This is a genomic window from Bacillus xiamenensis (assembly GCF_001857925.1).
Classification (GTDB): domain Bacteria; phylum Bacillota; class Bacilli; order Bacillales; family Bacillaceae; genus Bacillus; species Bacillus xiamenensis.
Genome location: NZ_CP017786.1, coordinates 279509 through 296605, shown reverse-complemented (window position 1 = coordinate 296605; position 17097 = coordinate 279509). Strand labels below are relative to the sequence as shown.

Here is a 17097-nt window from a genome sequence, read left to right as displayed (position 1 = left end):
TGAGATGTGATGGAAAGACGACAGCCAATTCCAGTAGAAGAGGCCATACAGAAAGTCTGCCAATTTCAAAAGCATGGACAAGTTGAATGGGTTCCTTTAAAGGACAGCCTTGGAAGAATGATTGCAGAGGATATTTTAGCAGACCATGATGTTCCTGCCTTTGACCGTTCTCCGTACGATGGCTTTGCTCTTCGGGCAGAAGATACGAAAGAAGCATCAAAAGAGCACCCTGTTGAATTTGAGGTGATTGATCATATTGGGGCAGGGATTGTTTCGGAAAAAACGATCGGTCCTTTTCAAGCTATTCGCATTATGACAGGAGCAAAGATTCCAAATGGAGCGAATGTCGTCATCATGATTGAACTGACGAAGACCTTTGAGAAAGATGGGAAATCATTTATGTCACTTAAAAGACCTCTGCATAAGGGGGACAATATTTCTCGTCAAGGAGAAGAGACGCTCAAAGGGAAAGTGATGGTTGAAAAAGGGACAAAAGTAACCCCAGGCGTCACGGCCATTTTGGCGACGTTCGGGTATGCGGTTGTGCCAGTCGTCAAAAAACCAGTGATTGGCATCATCTCAACAGGCACAGAGCTTCTGCAAGTAAGTGATGCAATGGTGGATGGGAAAATTCGAAACAGTAATCTAAGTATGGTCTACGCCCAGGTGCTTGAAGCTGGAGGAGAGCCGCTTGATTTAGGCGGTGTATCCGATGATTTCGATCTAAGCTATCAAGCAGTAAAATCAGCTATAAGCAAAGTAGACATGCTGATCACAACAGGCGGTGTATCAGTGGGTGATTTTGACTTTTTACCTGCTATTTATGAAAAGCTAGGGGCAAAGGTGTTGTTTAATAAAGTGGCCATGAGACCTGGAAGTGTGACAACTGTTGCTGCGCTGCCAAATGGTCAATTGCTGTATGGGCTGTCAGGAAATCCTGCTGCTTGTTTTGTTGGCTTTGAACTATTTGTGAAACCTATGATCAATCAATGGTGCTTGAAAGTGAATCCATATCCTGTTTTTGCTGAGGCAACGCTGACACATGATTTCCCAAAAGCCAATCCCTTCACCCGATTTGTCAGGGCAGCACATCAATTCACTGGCAGTCAGTTGAGTGTAACGCCAACAGGTCTTGATAAATCAAGCGCGGTGACCTCTATTGCGGATGCTGACTGTTTCATCGTTCTGCCTGGAGGAACAAGAGGTTTTAGGGCGGGTGATCAGGTCAAAGTTTTGCTGTTTCAGCACGAAGGCGGTGCCCCATGCTGGACACCAAATTAAACATATTACAAGTGGTCGGCTATCAAAACAGCGGCAAAACCACGCTGATCGAAAAGATATGTCAGCTGGCTGATCAAGAGGGATTGAAGCTGGGCTGTTTCAAACATCACGGACATGGCGGGAAACCAGACCGTCAGTTCAAAGAAAAAGATACGGATCGATATGTTCGAGCGGGAGCGTTTGCCGCAGGTGTGGAGGGAGAAGGTGAATTTCACTTTTCAATGAAGCACATGACGTTAGAGCAGCTGCTCAACATGTGTAAACATCTCCCGTTAGATGCTGTCCTGATAGAAGGATACAAACAAGCGCCTTACCGTAAAATCGTTTGTGTAAAGAACGAACAGGAGCTCATCGACCTTTCAACACTTTCTCATATACAAGCAGCCATTTATGTTGATCAAGAGATACAATTAACCGAGAATTACCCGTTTCCTGTGTTTTCAGCATTTGACCAGTGCGGGATGACATTTGCTTTTCACTTATTGAAGGGAGGCAGACTCGCATGAATGATGAGCTTTTTAACATAACAAAAAAGCCGATTGATGTGAATGAATTGATTCAGCATGTGACAAGACGAAAAGCGGGCGCAATTACGACGTTTATCGGGACGGTACGCGAGTGGACAAATGGTAAAAAAACGCTGCGTTTAACCTATGAAGCATACATACCAATGGCCGAAAGCATGTTGAGGCAAATTGGACAAGAAATCAAGAAGCGCTGGCCTGATACTGAAGCGGCCATTGTTCATCGAATTGGAACACTTGACATATCTGACATTGCAGTCGCAATAGCTGTGTCATCTCCTCATAGAAAAGCTGCGTACGAAGCCAATGAATACGCTATTGAACGAATCAAGGAAATCGTTCCAATTTGGAAAAAAGAATACTGGGAAGATGGAGAGGCCTGGATAGGTGATCAGCTTGAAACCGTTTCTTATCCTGAAGGAAAACCTAGTGATCTTCAACTTAACGAGAAAGAAGGTAATCGGCATGATTAGCGTATTATTGTTCGCCGGCCTTGCTGAGAAGGCCGGTAAACAACAAATCATCATTCAAAAAGATCAAACAACGGTTGATGAGATTAAAATAGAATTACAGGAGGTATATGGTGTTGATACTGCACAGAACGTAATGGTTGCAGTCAACGAAATATATACGAGGGAAAATGCTGAGGTGCGTAGCGGGGACACTGTTGCACTCATTCCTCCTGTAAGTGGTGGATAATAGATATTAGAGGATTTGGTTATGGCCAGCGGCTGTAACCAATTTTTTATGTGTGAAAAGCTTGAAGAGGTACTTGGGTATGATCTTCGTAAATAAAACATCCCCGTCGTGCTTTTGAAATGTGAGGATCGAGCTGCTGAATGAGATCATACAATTCACTGATTCGTCTCACATTAAAATCTGTTCGGGCTTGAAGCTGTTCTTTTAATTCTTTTGTGCTTACGATGCTTCCCTTTTTCTCTTTAATAATATCTACACATCTTGCCGCGTAGTATATTTTGTCGTTAGAAGGTCTGCTCTCTTTCATATCTAGCAATTTGAGTTCGTGATAAATCTTTTCTCTCTCCTTTCGAAAGTATTGCCATGCTTCTTGTTCCTTTTCATACAGTAAAATCAATTGCATTTTCAATTTTTCTCTTAACATTCACTTGACTCCATTTCCACTATCATTTAACCTACCTCTATTTTACATTATATGAAAAAATAACATTCGATCAAGTAATATCCTTTTATTTTTATTTTTTTAATATGAAAGTATTGATACTAAAGACTCACTCGTTCTATAAAAGGCGCTAAACATAGCCCTATAAAGCCGGGACTCATCGGGATTACTAGGAGTATTTTAACAAAAAATTGCTGTGTCTACCTGGGACCATCCCAATGCAAAGGAAAAGGATATTTATTCCGAAAGGCATGTTATTTACTTGATAAAAGGTTTTTAGGTAAGTAAAAGCATGATTTTTTGATATGAATATGGTCTGATCAAGGTGTCCTTTGGAGGATGTCGTTCATGAAAATAGAATAATAGATACCATCCTATTTCAATGGAAATAAAGAAAATCAATTGATCCATCACTTATTGGCAATCTTTTGCTAAAATAGAATTAGCAAGGGAATAAATGAATGTTTACATACTTACTTCATATGGAGAGGATGTCATCAGATGAAAGAAACATTAAACAAGCCTACGATCATAGGCGTGAGCACAAGGCCAGCAGAGCATTTAAAAAGAGTGTGGGAAAATCCAGTCGTGTGGTGGCCATTATGCTGCGTACTTGTATTGACAGTCATTGTCACTTATTTATCTGAACTCGTAAATGCTGGATTGTGGGCGGATTTAAGCCTGCCGCTACCTATTGTGTATGTGACGACACTTATTGGTCTTATTCTGGGGATTGTCATCAACGCTGCAATCTATAAGTTTATCGTTTTTTTAGCAAAAGGAGATGCGTCGTTTCGGCAGATGTTTTCAGGTGTGCTGTACATCACACCTATTACGATCATAGGAACGATGATTTCTCATTTGGCAGTCATCTTTTTCCATGTTCCAAAGGACATAACTGTCACGTCATTAAACGCACTCATTCACCTATCAGGTCCATGGCATGCCGTGTTAGCCAATATTGATCTGTTTGTCATTTGGAATCTCGTTTTAACAGGCTTTTTATTTATCAAAGTCGGCCGTATTTCGCCAAAAATATCTTGGATCATTGTGGGCGTTTTTTATGCACTATCTTTAATCTTTCAATATGTCGGAACGGCAATCAACATGTCTGTAAGCTGGGGGTAGAGTGTATTTATGAGAAAGAAAATCATCGTTGGATCCATTTTCATTATTGTGATTGGTTTATTTATTGGATTTAACATTGCAAAGAATCAGTCGAAGCCTGCTTCTTCGGCAGCAACATTTAAAACAGTTAAACTCACGCCAAAAGAAATCATCTCGACTGTGATGACACCTGGGACACTGTCATTCTCTGAGGAGCAGTTCATTTATGGCGAAGAGGAAAAAGGAAAACTGAAAGAGATTACTGTGAAAGAAGGAGAAAAGGTAAAGGCAGGGACTCCTCTTCTTACATATGAAAATAAGGAACTCGAGCTTGAAGAACAGCAGCAGGCTCTAGCGGCTGAATCAAGCTCACTCAAACTCAAACAATTGCAAAATAGACTCAACGAATTAAATGAACAGCAAGGAGGCGAGGCGGGCTCCAATTCGAAAAACGAGCGAGAGCAGCTTGAGTTGGAATTGAAAGCCGCTGAATTAGAGCAAAAACAAGCTGAGCTGAACCAAGAAAAAGTAAAGACACAAATAGAAGACTTAACGATACATAGCAAGATTGAAGGAACAGTGATATCTGTAGAACAAGAGGCTGGAGCAGGGAAGCTGGAAGAGAGACAGCCGATAATTCATATTGGTAATGAGAAAAAAATGATCGTGCGAGGTTTAATCTCTGAGTATGACGCTATTAAAGTCAAAAAGAAACAAACAGTAAAGGTAACGTCTGATGTCATTCGCGGAAAGAGCTGGCAAGGAGTCGTGAAAAAAGTAGGGGCTGTTCCTGCCCAGGCAACATCCGAAACAACGGCGGGCGATCAAACTGTGCAATATCCGGTCGAAATTGAAATAAAGGGAAAAAAACCTGATGCAAAACCAGGCTTTAAAATGATCATGGAAATTGAAACAGACAAGCGCCAAGCCCTAATGATTCCTGAAACAGCTGTGAAAAAAGAGAAAGATGGGTCATACGTTTATGTCGTTGAAAAGAATGTACTAAAGAAAGTAAAAGTGGCATTAGGGGAAACGTCAGGACATGATCTTGAAGTGACAAAAGGTTTAACGAAAGAGGATCAAATCATTGCAGAACCATCAGATGACATGTATGACGGAATGGAAGTGAATGCTGAATGATTCAGCTTTCAAACGTGACGAAAAGCTATGAGGTGGCACAAGAGTCATTTGATGTATTGAGTAAGATTGACCTTGTCATTGGAAAGGGAGAGTATATGTCGATCATGGGGCCGTCGGGCTCTGGGAAGTCGACGCTAATGAATATCATCGGATGTTTGGACCGCCCAACCTCAGGGCAGTACCATTTTCAAGGCAGAGAGCTGTCAGTAGCAAAGGATCAAGAGCTTGCAGTGATTCGAAATCAATCCATTGGATTTGTTTTTCAGCAATTTCACTTGCTGCCTAGATTAAATGCGAGGCGTAATGTAGAACTTCCGATGATCTACGCTGGAATCAGTCAAAAGGAAAGAAAAGAACGTGCGGAAATGGCACTTGAAAAGGTTGGCTTGGCTGATCGAATGAAACATATGCCAAGCGAGTTATCAGGAGGTCAAAAGCAAAGAGTGGCCATTGCACGGGCGATTGTCAATGAGCCTCAGCTCATTTTAGCTGATGAACCAACAGGCGCTCTTGACTCAAAAACAAGCTTCTCGATTATGGAACAGTTTACACAGCTGAATGAGGATGGGACAACGGTTGTGCTTGTCACTCATGAAGAAGAAATCGCTGCGTATACAAACCGGACGGTCGTTGTGAGAGATGGCCGCCTCGCTCACGATAGATTGACACAAGGGGACGCTATGAATGAAACTCTTTGAAAATATCAAAATAGCGCTGAATTCTGTCCTAGCACATAAATTACGTTCTGTTTTAACGATGCTTGGGATCATTATTGGTGTTGGATCGGTCATTGCCGTCGTTGCCATCGGTCAAGGCGGTGAGCAAATGTTGAAAGAATCGATTTCAGGTCCAAATAATACCATTGATATGACATATACGCCTTCTGATGAAGAATTAAATGCAAATCCAAATGCTTTATTCGAAGCCTCATTTACTGAAGAAGACATACAAAGTATCAAGACAATGAGCGGGGTAAAACAGGTGGCCTCCTCAACTGCACAAGGAATGCAATTGAGATTTCAGGATACGACGGTTGATGCGACAGTTACCGGTATTAATGAAGGTTATACGAATGTACATTCACTGGAGATAGCAGAAGGACAGGACTTACGTGATATTGATTTTCGAAGCGGCAGAAGGGCAGCCGTCATTTCAGAAGGTGTAAAAAAAGAACTATTTAACGGACAGAATGCCATTGGCGAAATGATTTGGATGAACGGACAGCCAGTTGAAGTGATCGGCGTAATAGCAAAGCAGAAAGGGATGTTTTCATTTGATATGAATGAAATCTATGTCCCATTTGCTTTGCTTACAACTGTATTTGGTTTAAATGAATACGACAAGTTGTCTATTCAAGTCGCACACGCTGATCAAATGAAAGAAGTAGGAAAGAATGCCGCTGCACGATTAAATGAAAATCACCATACAGAAGATGCTTACGAAATGATCAATATGGAAGAAATTGCAGCAGGCATCGGCCAAATTACAACTGTGATGACAACGATTATTGGCTCTATTGCTGGTATCTCATTACTTGTCGGCGGCATAGGTGTCATGAATATTATGCTTGTATCTGTGACAGAGAGGACAAGAGAAATTGGAATTCGGAAGGCTCTTGGGGCAACCCGGCCTCAAATACTCGTCCAGTTTTTAATCGAGTCTGTCGTTTTAACGCTGATCGGCGGTGTGATCGGGATTGCCCTCGGCTTAGGCGGTGCATCGCTTGTGTCATTTTTTGCAGGCTGGCCGTCTCTTGTCTCGTGGGAAGTGGTATGTGGCGGTGTCCTGTTTAGTATGCTCATTGGCATTATGTTTGGGCTGATTCCTGCCAATAAAGCAGCAAGACTTGATCCTATTGAATCCCTCAGGTATGAATGATACTGAACGCGTCTTTCAAAGACGCCGCCAAGAAGATAAGTTGGATATAAATAGCGAGATATTTCGCCTTACATCCGCCGCCTGAAGCCTTTATGCAAATCGCATAAAGGCTTTTTTTAGATCTATTGAATGAAATGAAAAATGATAGAAATGCTAATATCATGACTTTCATCTCAATGTCACATATTTTTCAGTTTACAAATGGTACATATAAAGGTAAGATGACCATTGTGAAAGATTTTGATAGTTATTGAATGTATTTGATTGTTTTGTATTGATAATGTTGAAAAAAGCGATTACAATAAAGGTGCGCGCAAAATGAATACGTTTTCAAAAGGGGGTGTTTTCAATGTTAACACCAGAAAGACATCAACTCATTATCGACTATTTAGAAGAAAACGATGTCATCAAAATACAGGACTTAACGATTATGACGGATGCGTCTGAATCTACAATTAGAAGAGATTTATCAGCCCTCGAAGAAAAAGGCTTTCTCAAAAGAGTTCATGGAGGAGCAGCTAAAATATCTAGTATCCGTCTTGAACCAGATGTATTTGAGAAAGCTGCCAAAAACCTTCATGAAAAGTCATTGATTGCAGAGGCAGCAGCGTCTCTTTTGAAACAAGGCGATTGTATATACTTAGATGCTGGTACGACAACACAGCAAATGATTGAATTTATTGATCCAGATCAAGATATTGTTGTGGTGACAAACGGTGTCATGCACATTGAAGCACTCATGAGAAAAGGTATTCCTTTTTACCTGATAGGCGGATCAGTGAAACATCGAACAGGGGCCATGGTGGGAGCCGCAGCTTTGACAGCTATGGAAAATTACCGTTTTGACAAAAGCTTTGTTGGGACGAACGGCATTCATCCCGAGGCGGGGTTTACAACACCTGATCCAGAAGAAGCGCTCATTAAAAAAAGAGCCATGAAGCAGGCGAAAAAAACCTATATCTTATCAGATGCCTCAAAGTTTGGCGAAATATCGTTTTCAGCCTTTGCTAGTTTACAGGAAGCCACCATTATCACAAACGACGCAAAAGAGGATTCATTCGATAATTACCATGAAAAAACGGTTATAAAGGTAGTGAAAACATGATTTATACAGTTACTTTAAACCCATCAGTTGATTACATCGTACACGTGGAGGATTTCGCTGTCGGCGGTTTAAATCGTTCAACCTATGACAAAAAATATCCAGGTGGTAAAGGAATCAATGTCTCAAGGCTTCTAAAACGTCACGGTGTTGAATCAAAAGCACTCGGATTTATTGGCGGATTCACAGGCAAATATATTCAAGACTTTTTACAAAACGAACAATTACAAACAGCCTTTCACGAGGTGTCAGAAGATACACGCATTAATGTGAAACTAAAAACAGGTGAAGAAACAGAAATCAACGGGCTCGGTCCAAATATTACTGAAGCACAATTTGAGTCGTTTCTCTCCCAATTTACTTCATTGGCTGAAGGCGACGTTGTTGTATTAGCAGGCAGCATTCCTTCCTCGCTGCCTCATAACACATACGAGCGTATTGCTGGGGTATGTGCGCAGCAAGGAGTAAGAGTTGTACTTGATATTTCTGGGGAAGCCTTAAAAAAAGCAGCAGATATGAAACCGTTCTTAATGAAACCAAACCATCATGAGTTAGGTGACATGTTTGAAACGAGTATTTCATCTGCAGAAGAAGCCATTCCTTATGGGAAAAAGCTGTTAGAACAAGGTGCTGAACATGTCATTGTATCCATGGCAGGAGATGGCGCTCTCTTATTCAGTCAGGAAGGGATTTTTCAGTCCAATGTTCCAAAAGGCACGCTGATCAACTCAGTTGGTGCGGGGGATTCAGTCGTTGCAGGATTCTTAGCCGGCGTTGCTAAAGGTCTTTCAATTGAAGAATCATTTAAGCTTGGCGTCACATCAGGAAGCGCTACCGCTTTTTCTGAGGAGCTTGGTACAAAAGAGCTTGTCGATACACTATTGCCACAAGTAAAAGTCACACGCATTTAAAGGAGGAGTCATCATGAAAATTACAGAACTACTCACGAAGCAAACAATTAAGCTTCAATTAGACAGTCAGCAAAAAGAAGCCGTTATTGAAGAGCTGGTCACTGTATTAGATACAGCTGGTAAATTGCATGATAAAGAAGGCTACAAAGAAGCCGTTGTCAATCGTGAAAAACAGAGCTCTACAGGAATTGGTGAAGGAATTGCCATTCCTCACGCTAAAACAGCAAGTGTGAAAGAGCCTGCCATTGCATTTGGCCGTTCAACAGCTGGTGTAGATTATGAATCATTAGACGGACAGCCAAGTCATCTTGTCTTTATGATCGCAGCAACTGAAGGCGCAAACAATACACATTTAGAAGCACTTTCTCGTTTATCGACACTTCTTATGCGCGAAGAAATCCGAAAGCAGCTGCTTGAAGCGGCTACTGAAGATGACATCATTGATATCATCAATACGCATGACAAGGATGAAGAAGAAGAGGAAGTCAAAGAGGAGCCGGCTGCATCAGGAAAACCTGCTAAAATTTTAGCAGTGACAGCTTGCCCAACAGGTATTGCGCATACATTTATGGCAGCAGATGCGTTGAAAGAAAAAGCAAAAGAAATGGGCGTTGACATTAAAGTTGAGACAAACGGCTCTAGTGGAATTAAACATGCCCTTACAGCAAAAGAAATTGAAGAAGCACCAGCCATCATTGTGGCAGCTGATAAGCAAGTTGAAATGGAACGCTTTAAAGGCAAACATGTCATTGAAGTACCGGTGACAGCTGGAATTCGCCGTCCGCAAGAATTGATCGAAAAAGCCATTAATCAAGATGCGCCGATTTATAAAGGCTCAGGCGGCAGTTCTTCAAAAGACGAAAATGAATCATCGGTCAAAGGAAGAAGTGGATTTTATAAGCACTTAATGAGCGGTGTCAGCAACATGCTTCCGTTTGTTGTTGGGGGCGGTATCCTCGTTGCGATTTCATTCTTCTGGGGAATTAAGTCAGCAGATCCTAATGACCCTTCTTTCAATTCATTCGCCGCTGTATTAAAAGGGATTGGTGGAGATAATGCACTTGCCTTAATCGTTGCTGTATTAGCTGGATTTATCGCAATGAGTATTGCAGATCGTCCAGGTTTTGCACCAGGTATGGTTGGCGGATTCATGGCCTCTGCCGCAGGTGCAGGATTCTTAGGCGGACTGATTGCTGGTTTCCTTGCTGGTTACATCGTGGTGCTCCTGAAGAAGGTCTTCACATTCGTACCGCAGTCGCTCGATGGCATTAAACCAGTTCTGCTCTATCCATTGTTTGGTATTTTCTTTACAGGCATTATCATGCATTACATTGTCAACACACCTGTTAAAATGGTGATGGACGGATTAACACATTGGCTTGAAACATTAGGTACTGGAAACCTTGTATTAATGGGCATTATTTTAGCTGGTATGATGGCGATTGATATGGGTGGCCCAATTAACAAAGCGGCCTATACATTTGGTCTTGCCATGATTGCTGCTGGCAACTATGCACCGCACGCTGCTATTATGGCAGGCGGAATGGTGCCGCCGCTAGGTATTGCTCTTGCGACAACGATCTTTAGAAGCAAATTCTCAAAACGTGACCGCGAAGCAGGTATTACATGCTACTTCATGGGAGCTGCTTTCATCACTGAAGGGGCCATCCCGTTTGCAGCAGCCGATCCTCTGCGCGTGATTCCTTCAGCTGTGATTGGCGCAGCAGTTGCTGGCGGATTAACAGAATTCTTTAGAGTCACGCTTCCTGCACCGCACGGCGGACTATTCGTTTTCTGGGTGACAAATCATCCAATTCTTTATATCATCAGCATCTTAATCGGTGCGATTGTAACAGCGCTTTTACTTGGTATTTTGAAAAAACCAGTCAAACAAGAGGCGTAAAGAGAAGAGAAGCATCGTGAATAGCGGTGCTTCTTTTTGTTTAAACTTCAGCAAATTAGGAAAAAATATCTAATTAGATGGTTGTCTTGTGAATTTTTAATGGACATGTGATAAAGTAAAGTTATTCAATTCACGTTTCAAGTCTTTTAGCAGAAAGTCTTAGGAGGAAGCAGTATTTTGAACGAAGAAAACAAACAAAACGAAAATGACATTCAATCTGATGCGAAGCAAGCCAAACCAAAGAAGAAAAGTTCACTGTTTGAATGGATCAAAGCCATTTTGATTGCACTTGCACTCGTCCTCGTCATCCGTACGTTTATTTTTGAGCCGTATGTGGTGGAAGGAGAATCAATGGAACCAACCCTTCATGATGGGGAAAAATTATTTGTTAACAAAACCATCAACTATCTCGGTGGAGTCAAACGCGGGGACATTGTGATTATTAATGGAAAAGACGGTCAGAAAATTCATTATGTCAAACGATTGATTGGTCTTCCAGGTGACACAATCGAAATGAAGGATGATACGCTTTACATTAATGGTAAAAAAGTAGATGAGCCTTATTTAAAAGAGAACAAGGCGCACGCTAAAGAGTATGAAGTGCATTTAACAGGGGATTTTGGTCCAGTCAAAGTACCGAAAAACGATTACTTTGTGATGGGGGACAACAGACTTAATTCTATGGATAGTCGAAATGGACTCGGACTCATTGAAAAGGATCGTATTGTCGGGACATCGGAATTTGTTTTCTTCCCATTTGGCGACATTCGAAAAACACAATAAATACACCCTTCTCAAGACGTGAGAAAGGTGTTTCAAAGGACGACCCTTCATGAAGGGTCGTTTTTAATTTGGTGTGAGCATCGTGACAATGATGACAATGGCTAAAACAGAAGCGAATACAGATCCTGTAATCGCCAACACAGAACGGAATAATCCGATTTTCACATTGTCTTTTCCACGCTTTTGTAAAAAGCGTTTTGAAAAGATGTGGACCAGTGTGTAAATGAGGACAAGCCCAATATAAAGACCAAAATCCCTCGCGTTAAAGCCTGTTGCCGATAAATAAATGCCCATAAAGAAAATCAATAAACAATATTCCATGAGTGTGAGTAATCTCAAATCGCTCGAACTCCTCCAATCAAATCATTCTCACTTATTATACCATATTGGACAAAAAGCCTTTGTTCTTAGCGAGAGACGTTTCTATCAATCGTTATTCATGTTATACTTCATAATGATGAATGAGTGATGGAGGATTAATAAATGATTGCAGTGAATAATGTTAGTTTGCGATTTGCTGATCGTAAATTATTTGAAGAAGTAAATATTAAGTTCACGCCTGGCAACTGCTACGGACTAATTGGTGCCAACGGAGCTGGTAAATCAACGTTCCTAAAGATTCTTTCTGGAGAAATTGAGGCTCAAACGGGCGATGTTCATATGAGTCCTGGGGAACGTTTAGCGATTTTAAAACAGAATCACTTTGAATACGAAGAGTTTGAAGTGTTAAAGGTCGTCATGATGGGTCATAAACGTCTATATGATGTGATGCAGGAAAAAGATGCGATCTATATGAAGCCAGATTTCTCAGATGAAGATGGAATTCGTGCAGCAGAGCTTGAAGGTGAATTCGCTGAGTTAAACGGATGGGAAGCAGAAAGTGAAGCCGCGATCCTATTAAAAGGTCTTGGCATTCCAGAGAGCCTACAATCGAAGAAAATGTCTGAGCTTGGCGGTTCTGAAAAGGTTAAAGTATTACTAGCTCAAGCCTTATTCGGTAAACCTGACGTTCTTCTTCTTGATGAGCCAACGAACCACTTGGACTTACAAGCGATTCAGTGGCTGGAAGAGTTCCTCATTAACTTTGAAAATACCGTGATTGTCGTATCGCATGATCGTCACTTCTTAAACAAAGTATGTACTCATATTGCGGATCTTGACTTCGGAAAAATCCAAGTGTATGTCGGTAACTATGATTTTTGGTATGAGTCCAGCCAATTGGCACTAAAACTAAGCCAGGATGCAAATAAGAAAAAAGAAGAACAAATTAAGCAGCTTCAAGAATTCGTTGCTCGGTTCAGTGCGAACGCTTCTAAATCGAAGCAAGCGACGTCAAGAAAGAAATTGCTTGATAAGATCTCGTTAGATGACATTAAGCCGTCTTCACGTAAATATCCATATGTTCATTTTGCGCCAGAGCGTGAAATCGGGAATGATGTCCTTCAAGTAGAAGGCCTGTCAAAAACGATTGACGGTGTAAAGGTACTGGATAACGTCAGCTTTATCATGAATCGTGAGGATAAAATTGCGTTCTTAAGCCGTCATGAGCTGGCTGTCTCGACGTTATTTAAAATCCTTGCTGGTGAAATGGAACCAGACAGCGGGACATTTAAATGGGGTGTTACTACGTCTCAAGCCTTTTTCCCGAAAGACAACAGTGAATATTTTGAAGGAAGCGATTTAGATCTTGTGGATTGGCTTCGTCAATATTCTCCTAATGATCAAAGTGAAAGCTTCTTGCGCGGCTTCTTAGGCCGTATGCTGTTTTCTGGGGAAGAAGTGAAGAAAAAAGCAAGCGTCTTATCAGGAGGAGAAAAGGTTCGCTGTATGTTATCGAAAATGATGCTCTCTGGAGCGAATATTCTGCTGTTAGACGAGCCGACGAACCATTTAGACCTAGAGTCCATCACGGCGCTGAATAACGGTCTCATGAGCTTTAAAGGGGCTATGCTCTTCTCATCTCATGACCATCAGTTTGTTGAAACCGTTGCAAACCGTATTATCGAAGTGACGCCAAATGGCATCGTTGATAAACAAACAACATATGATGAATTCTTGGCAGATCAAGACATTCAAAAAAGACTTCAAGAGCTTTATGCATAATGAAGAAAAGACATCCGCATGTGGATGTCTTTTTTATTTAAATAGCCCAGTTTCCATTACGGAAAATCGGTTCACGTTTACCATCTTTTGTGATCCCATCAATATTCATTTCCTTTGAACCAATCATGAAATCGACGTGTGTAATACTGCTGTTCACACCCGCTGCGTCTAATTCCTCTCGTTTCATCTCTTTACCGCCTTCGATATTAAATGCATAACCGCTGCCGATGGCAAGGTGGTTGGATGCATTTTCATCGTAAAGTGTATTGTAATAGAGAATATTTGAGTTGGAAATCGGTGAATCATCAGGTACGAGGGCAACCTCACCTAAATAATGAGAGCCTTCATCTGTTTCAATCAAAGAAGTTAAAATGTCTTCGCCTTCTTTTGCTTTCACATCAATAATACGGCCATTTTCAAAGGTTAATGTAAAATCATCAATGATGTTTCCGGCATAGCTGAGCGGCTTTGTGCTTGAGACCGTCCCGTTTACGCCGTCTTTTTTAGGGACAGTAAATACTTCTTCTGTTGGCATATTGGCCATAAATGATACACCGCGTTCACTTACACTGCCGGCGCCTACCCAAATATGCTGTTCAGGAAGCTCGATCGTTAAATCTGTACCTGGCGCTTCATAGTGCAGCTTGTGGTAATGACGTTCATTTAAGACGGTTACTTTTTCATTTAGTGACTCATCATGCTTTTTCCATGCTTCAACTGGATCTGGCTGATCAGCACGGGCGACTTTAAAGATTTGTTCCCATAATAAAGAGACAGCCTCTTCATCTGTATGCTCAGGAAAAATCTTTTTCGCCCAATCTTTTGACGCAGCACCTACGACCGTCCAAGCGACTTTGTCAGATTGAACGTATTGACGATATGTATGAAGTGCTGAACCAGCAGCTTTTTGCTGTGCAGCAATTTTTTTCGAGTCAATGCCACGCAGAAGATCGGGGCTTTCTGACAAGATGGTAATAAAAGCACCACCGCGTTTTGCGATGGTTTCCATCATTTGTGCTTCCCATTCTGGGAATTGCTCAAAAACATCTTGTGGGGCATGTTCATATTTTAACCGGGTGAGAACACCATCACTCCAGCGGATATGTACGTTTTTCGCTCCGCGCTTATACGCATGTTTTGCCACAAGGCGGACAAGGTCCACAGATTCAGTAAACGCAGATACGACCACTTCTTGACCATTTTGAACATTCACACCGACTTCAACGATGGTCTTTGCATATTGATCTAGTTGTTTTTCGAATGAACTCATAAAAAACCCTCCTTTAGTCATGTTCATCATATCAGATTTAAGACCGAAAAGGAAAATGGGGAGCCGCTTTGAAGCAAAATAAAAAAGCCGCTTTCGTGCGGCTTTTTTAGCGGTTCAGTTGTTTCACAGGCTGTGCATTAGAAGGGGGCATATGTGAAAACGACAAGCTCATTCCTCCTAAAATAATACCGGTTAAAATGACTGTGACAACGACCCGTTTACTTAAATCAAGCAACATGTTCTTCCTCCTTCACGTTTATCCATTCCTCACAATATGATCGAAATGATGAAAAAAGAAGTAGGACAGGAAGATTATTTTAACGTTTTTTGCAATTTGTGAATGACTTCTAATGAACGGCCCGTTCCGATTGCGACAGATTCAAGTGGATTTGCTGCAATGTGAACTGGAACGACAATCTCTTGAGAGAGCCATTCTTGAATCCCGTTTAACAGTGCACCCCCGCCAGTTAGAATCACGCCGCGGTCTACGATATCACCACTGAGCTCTGGAGGGCTGTCCTCTAATGTGGCACGGATCGCCTCTAATATATGAAGAAGTGATTCACGCATAGCGCCTTGAATTTCATGAGATTCAAGTGTAATCGTTTTTGGGAGGCCTGTGACAAGGTCGCGTCCACGTACTTCTAATGATTCAGGCTCATGCTCAATGAGTCCATAACCGATTTCTATTTTCACTTGCTCAGCAGTCCGCTCACCGATCAGTAGATTATATTTCTTTCTCACAAATGTAATGATATCTTCATCCAGCTGATCGCCGCCAATTCGAATCGAATGACAAGAGACAACGCCGCCAAATGAAATGATCGCCACTTCTGTTGTTCCTCCGCCAATATCGACAACGACGTTTGCAACAGGCTCGTCTACCGGTAGATCAGCACCGATGGCAGCTGCGACAGGTTCTTCAATTAAATGCACATGCTTTGCCCCGCAATTCTTGACAGCATCGCTGATTGCGCGGCGCTCGACAGCGGTTGAACCAGAAGGTGTACATACAACAACGGTCGGTTTTCTAAAGGTAAACCCGATATTTTTTCCTGCTTTTTTCATAATTTGTTTGAGTAAATCTGTGGTCATATCATAATCAGCGATGACACCGTCTTTCATCGGACGGATCGCCATAATTTTCCCAGGTGTTTTCCCAATCATCTCTTTTGCTTCTGATCCGACTGCAAGAACAGTTTTTGTTTCTGTGTCTACTGCCACGACGGATGGTTCATTTAAAATGATTCCCTTGTTTTTACTATAAACCAATATGTTAGCTGTTCCCAAATCAATTCCAATTTCGGCATGTTGAAACATGTTTTCACCCAATCTCTATTTTTGCTGTTTTAAACAATTTTACATTTAAAAGTTCAAAGGATAGATGTCATTTGTGGGGGTTTGTGATCACCTTGAAATGAATCTGTAAAATTCAAGTCTCATTTTGACAATCACAATAAATTTTACCTTTGATTTTTCGGTTATGAAAAAAATTTTTAAAGAGGAGAAACCTTTTAAAAATCTCTTACGTCTACGATATATCAATTGGTGAAAAACAGATTGATCTTGAGCTAACGAAAGAAAGAGGGAACGAATTTGAAATCTATCGGAGTCGTAAGAAAAGTAGATGAACTAGGACGTATTGTGATGCCAATCGAATTGAGAAGAGCACTTGATATCGCTATTAAAGACAGTATGGAATTTTTTATAGATGGAGATAAAATCGTCTTGAAAAAATATCAGCCTCAAGGCGTTTGTCTCATGACGGGTGAGATTACTTCAGAGAACCATGAATATGGAAATGGTGCCATTACATTAAGCGCTGAAGGCGCAGAACTACTGCTAAAAGAGCTTCAAGAGGCCCTTCAACAGTAAATAAAAATAGCCTGCTCTCTTCCTTTGTGATGAGAACAGGCTATTTTTTTTCTGCAAAAAGTTCCTTAAAAATGCCCCA

General features: G+C 41.4%; 19 protein-coding genes. 14 read left to right on the top strand and 5 right to left on the bottom strand.

What is annotated here, in order from left to right:
• The first annotated feature begins 6 nt into the window (after positions 1 to 6).
• Genes BK049_RS01430 through moaD form a run of 4 tightly spaced genes read left to right on the top strand, consistent with a single transcriptional unit; the run spans position 7 to position 2504 of the window.
• Positions 7 to 1281 carry a molybdopterin molybdotransferase MoeA gene (locus tag BK049_RS01430; protein ID WP_071167682.1) on the top strand — a complete coding sequence of 425 codons (1275 nt, stop codon included), beginning with the start codon at positions 7 to 9 and terminating at the stop codon, positions 1279 to 1281.
• Positions 1263 to 1787 carry a molybdopterin-guanine dinucleotide biosynthesis protein B gene (mobB, locus tag BK049_RS01425; RefSeq protein ID WP_008356945.1) on the top strand — a complete coding sequence of 175 codons (525 nt, stop codon included), beginning with the start codon at positions 1263 to 1265 and terminating at the stop codon, positions 1785 to 1787. The genes BK049_RS01430 and mobB overlap by 19 nt, the downstream gene beginning before the upstream one ends.
• Positions 1784 to 2278: a molybdenum cofactor biosynthesis protein MoaE gene (locus BK049_RS01420; protein ID WP_008356946.1), complete on the top strand. Its 495-nt coding sequence runs from the start codon at positions 1784 to 1786 to the stop codon at positions 2276 to 2278. Before mobB ends, BK049_RS01420 begins: the two co-directional genes overlap by 4 nt.
• A complete protein-coding gene (moaD, locus tag BK049_RS01415; protein ID WP_008356948.1) occupies positions 2271 to 2504 on the top strand; it encodes a molybdopterin converting factor subunit 1 in 234 nt (77 codons plus the stop codon). Before BK049_RS01420 ends, moaD begins: the two co-directional genes overlap by 8 nt.
• 46 nt (positions 2505 to 2550) lie before the next feature.
• Here the strand turns inward: moaD and BK049_RS01410 are convergent, their stop codons facing one another.
• Positions 2551 to 2928, bottom strand: a complete 378-nt coding sequence (locus BK049_RS01410) for a Rok-like winged helix domain-containing protein (RefSeq protein WP_071167681.1) — start codon at positions 2926 to 2928, stop codon at positions 2551 to 2553.
• 519 nt (positions 2929 to 3447) lie between these two features.
• Here BK049_RS01410 and yknW point away from each other — a divergent pair.
• The 8 genes from yknW to lepB all read left to right on the top strand — a co-directional run bounded on the left by yknW (position 3448) and on the right by lepB (position 11770).
• A complete protein-coding gene (gene yknW / locus BK049_RS01405) occupies positions 3448 to 4074 on the top strand; it encodes a YknW family membrane protein (protein WP_008356952.1) in 627 nt (208 codons plus the stop codon).
• A 9-nt stretch (positions 4075 to 4083) separates the two neighbouring features.
• Positions 4084 to 5193: an efflux RND transporter periplasmic adaptor subunit gene (locus BK049_RS01400; protein WP_071167680.1), complete on the top strand. Its 1110-nt coding sequence runs from the start codon at positions 4084 to 4086 to the stop codon at positions 5191 to 5193.
• Entirely contained in the window at positions 5190 to 5891 is a 702-nt protein-coding gene (locus tag BK049_RS01395; protein WP_008356956.1) for an ABC transporter ATP-binding protein, read from the top strand. The genes BK049_RS01400 and BK049_RS01395 overlap by 4 nt, the downstream gene beginning before the upstream one ends.
• Positions 5878 to 7071 (top strand): ABC transporter permease, encoded by a 1194-nt coding sequence (locus BK049_RS01390; protein ID WP_008356958.1) that lies wholly within the window; start codon positions 5878 to 5880, stop codon positions 7069 to 7071. Before BK049_RS01395 ends, BK049_RS01390 begins: the two co-directional genes overlap by 14 nt.
• Positions 7072 to 7420: 349 nt before the next feature.
• Entirely contained in the window at positions 7421 to 8176 is a 756-nt protein-coding gene (locus BK049_RS01385; RefSeq protein ID WP_071167679.1) for a DeoR/GlpR family DNA-binding transcription regulator, read from the top strand.
• Positions 8173 to 9084, top strand: a complete 912-nt coding sequence (gene pfkB, locus BK049_RS01380) for a 1-phosphofructokinase (RefSeq protein WP_071167678.1) — start codon at positions 8173 to 8175, stop codon at positions 9082 to 9084. Before BK049_RS01385 ends, pfkB begins: the two co-directional genes overlap by 4 nt.
• A gap of 13 nt (positions 9085 to 9097) precedes the next feature.
• Positions 9098 to 10987, top strand: a complete 1890-nt coding sequence (locus BK049_RS01375) for a PTS fructose transporter subunit IIABC (RefSeq protein WP_071167677.1) — start codon at positions 9098 to 9100, stop codon at positions 10985 to 10987.
• A 210-nt stretch (positions 10988 to 11197) separates the two neighbouring features.
• Positions 11198 to 11770 carry a signal peptidase I gene (lepB, locus tag BK049_RS01370; protein WP_034738595.1) on the top strand — a complete coding sequence of 191 codons (573 nt, stop codon included), beginning with the start codon at positions 11198 to 11200 and terminating at the stop codon, positions 11768 to 11770.
• Between the two features lie 63 nt (positions 11771 to 11833).
• Here lepB and BK049_RS01365 read toward each other — a convergent pair whose 3' ends face one another.
• Complete coding sequence (locus BK049_RS01365; RefSeq protein ID WP_008345136.1) at positions 11834 to 12109, bottom strand: hypothetical protein; 276 nt, start codon at positions 12107 to 12109, stop codon at positions 11834 to 11836.
• Positions 12110 to 12253: 144 nt separating this feature from the next.
• On the opposite strand from BK049_RS01365, the gene BK049_RS01360 reads away from it, so the two are divergent.
• The gene (locus tag BK049_RS01360) at positions 12254 to 13873 is read left to right on the top strand and encodes an ABC-F family ATP-binding cassette domain-containing protein (RefSeq protein ID WP_008356968.1); all 1620 of its coding nucleotides are present in this window, start codon (positions 12254 to 12256) and stop codon (positions 13871 to 13873) included.
• Between the two features lie 37 nt (positions 13874 to 13910).
• Here the strand turns inward: BK049_RS01360 and BK049_RS01355 are convergent, their stop codons facing one another.
• From BK049_RS01355 to mreBH, 3 genes are all read right to left on the bottom strand, one after another.
• Entirely contained in the window at positions 13911 to 15143 is a 1233-nt protein-coding gene (locus BK049_RS01355) for an aminopeptidase (protein ID WP_071167676.1), read from the bottom strand.
• A gap of 106 nt (positions 15144 to 15249) precedes the next feature.
• On the bottom strand, positions 15250 to 15381 hold the full coding sequence (locus BK049_RS19425) for a protein YkpC (protein ID WP_008356975.1): 132 nt from the start codon (positions 15379 to 15381) through the stop codon (positions 15250 to 15252).
• A 74-nt stretch (positions 15382 to 15455) separates the two neighbouring features.
• The gene (mreBH, locus tag BK049_RS01350) at positions 15456 to 16463 is read right to left on the bottom strand and encodes a rod-share determining protein MreBH (protein WP_008356978.1); all 1008 of its coding nucleotides are present in this window, start codon (positions 16461 to 16463) and stop codon (positions 15456 to 15458) included.
• Positions 16464 to 16739: 276 nt separating this feature from the next.
• Here mreBH and BK049_RS01345 point away from each other — a divergent pair, with 276 nt between their 5' ends.
• On the top strand, positions 16740 to 17018 hold the full coding sequence (locus BK049_RS01345; RefSeq protein WP_008356980.1) for a transcriptional regulator AbhA: 279 nt from the start codon (positions 16740 to 16742) through the stop codon (positions 17016 to 17018).
• The last annotated feature ends 79 nt before the right edge of the window (positions 17019 to 17097 follow it).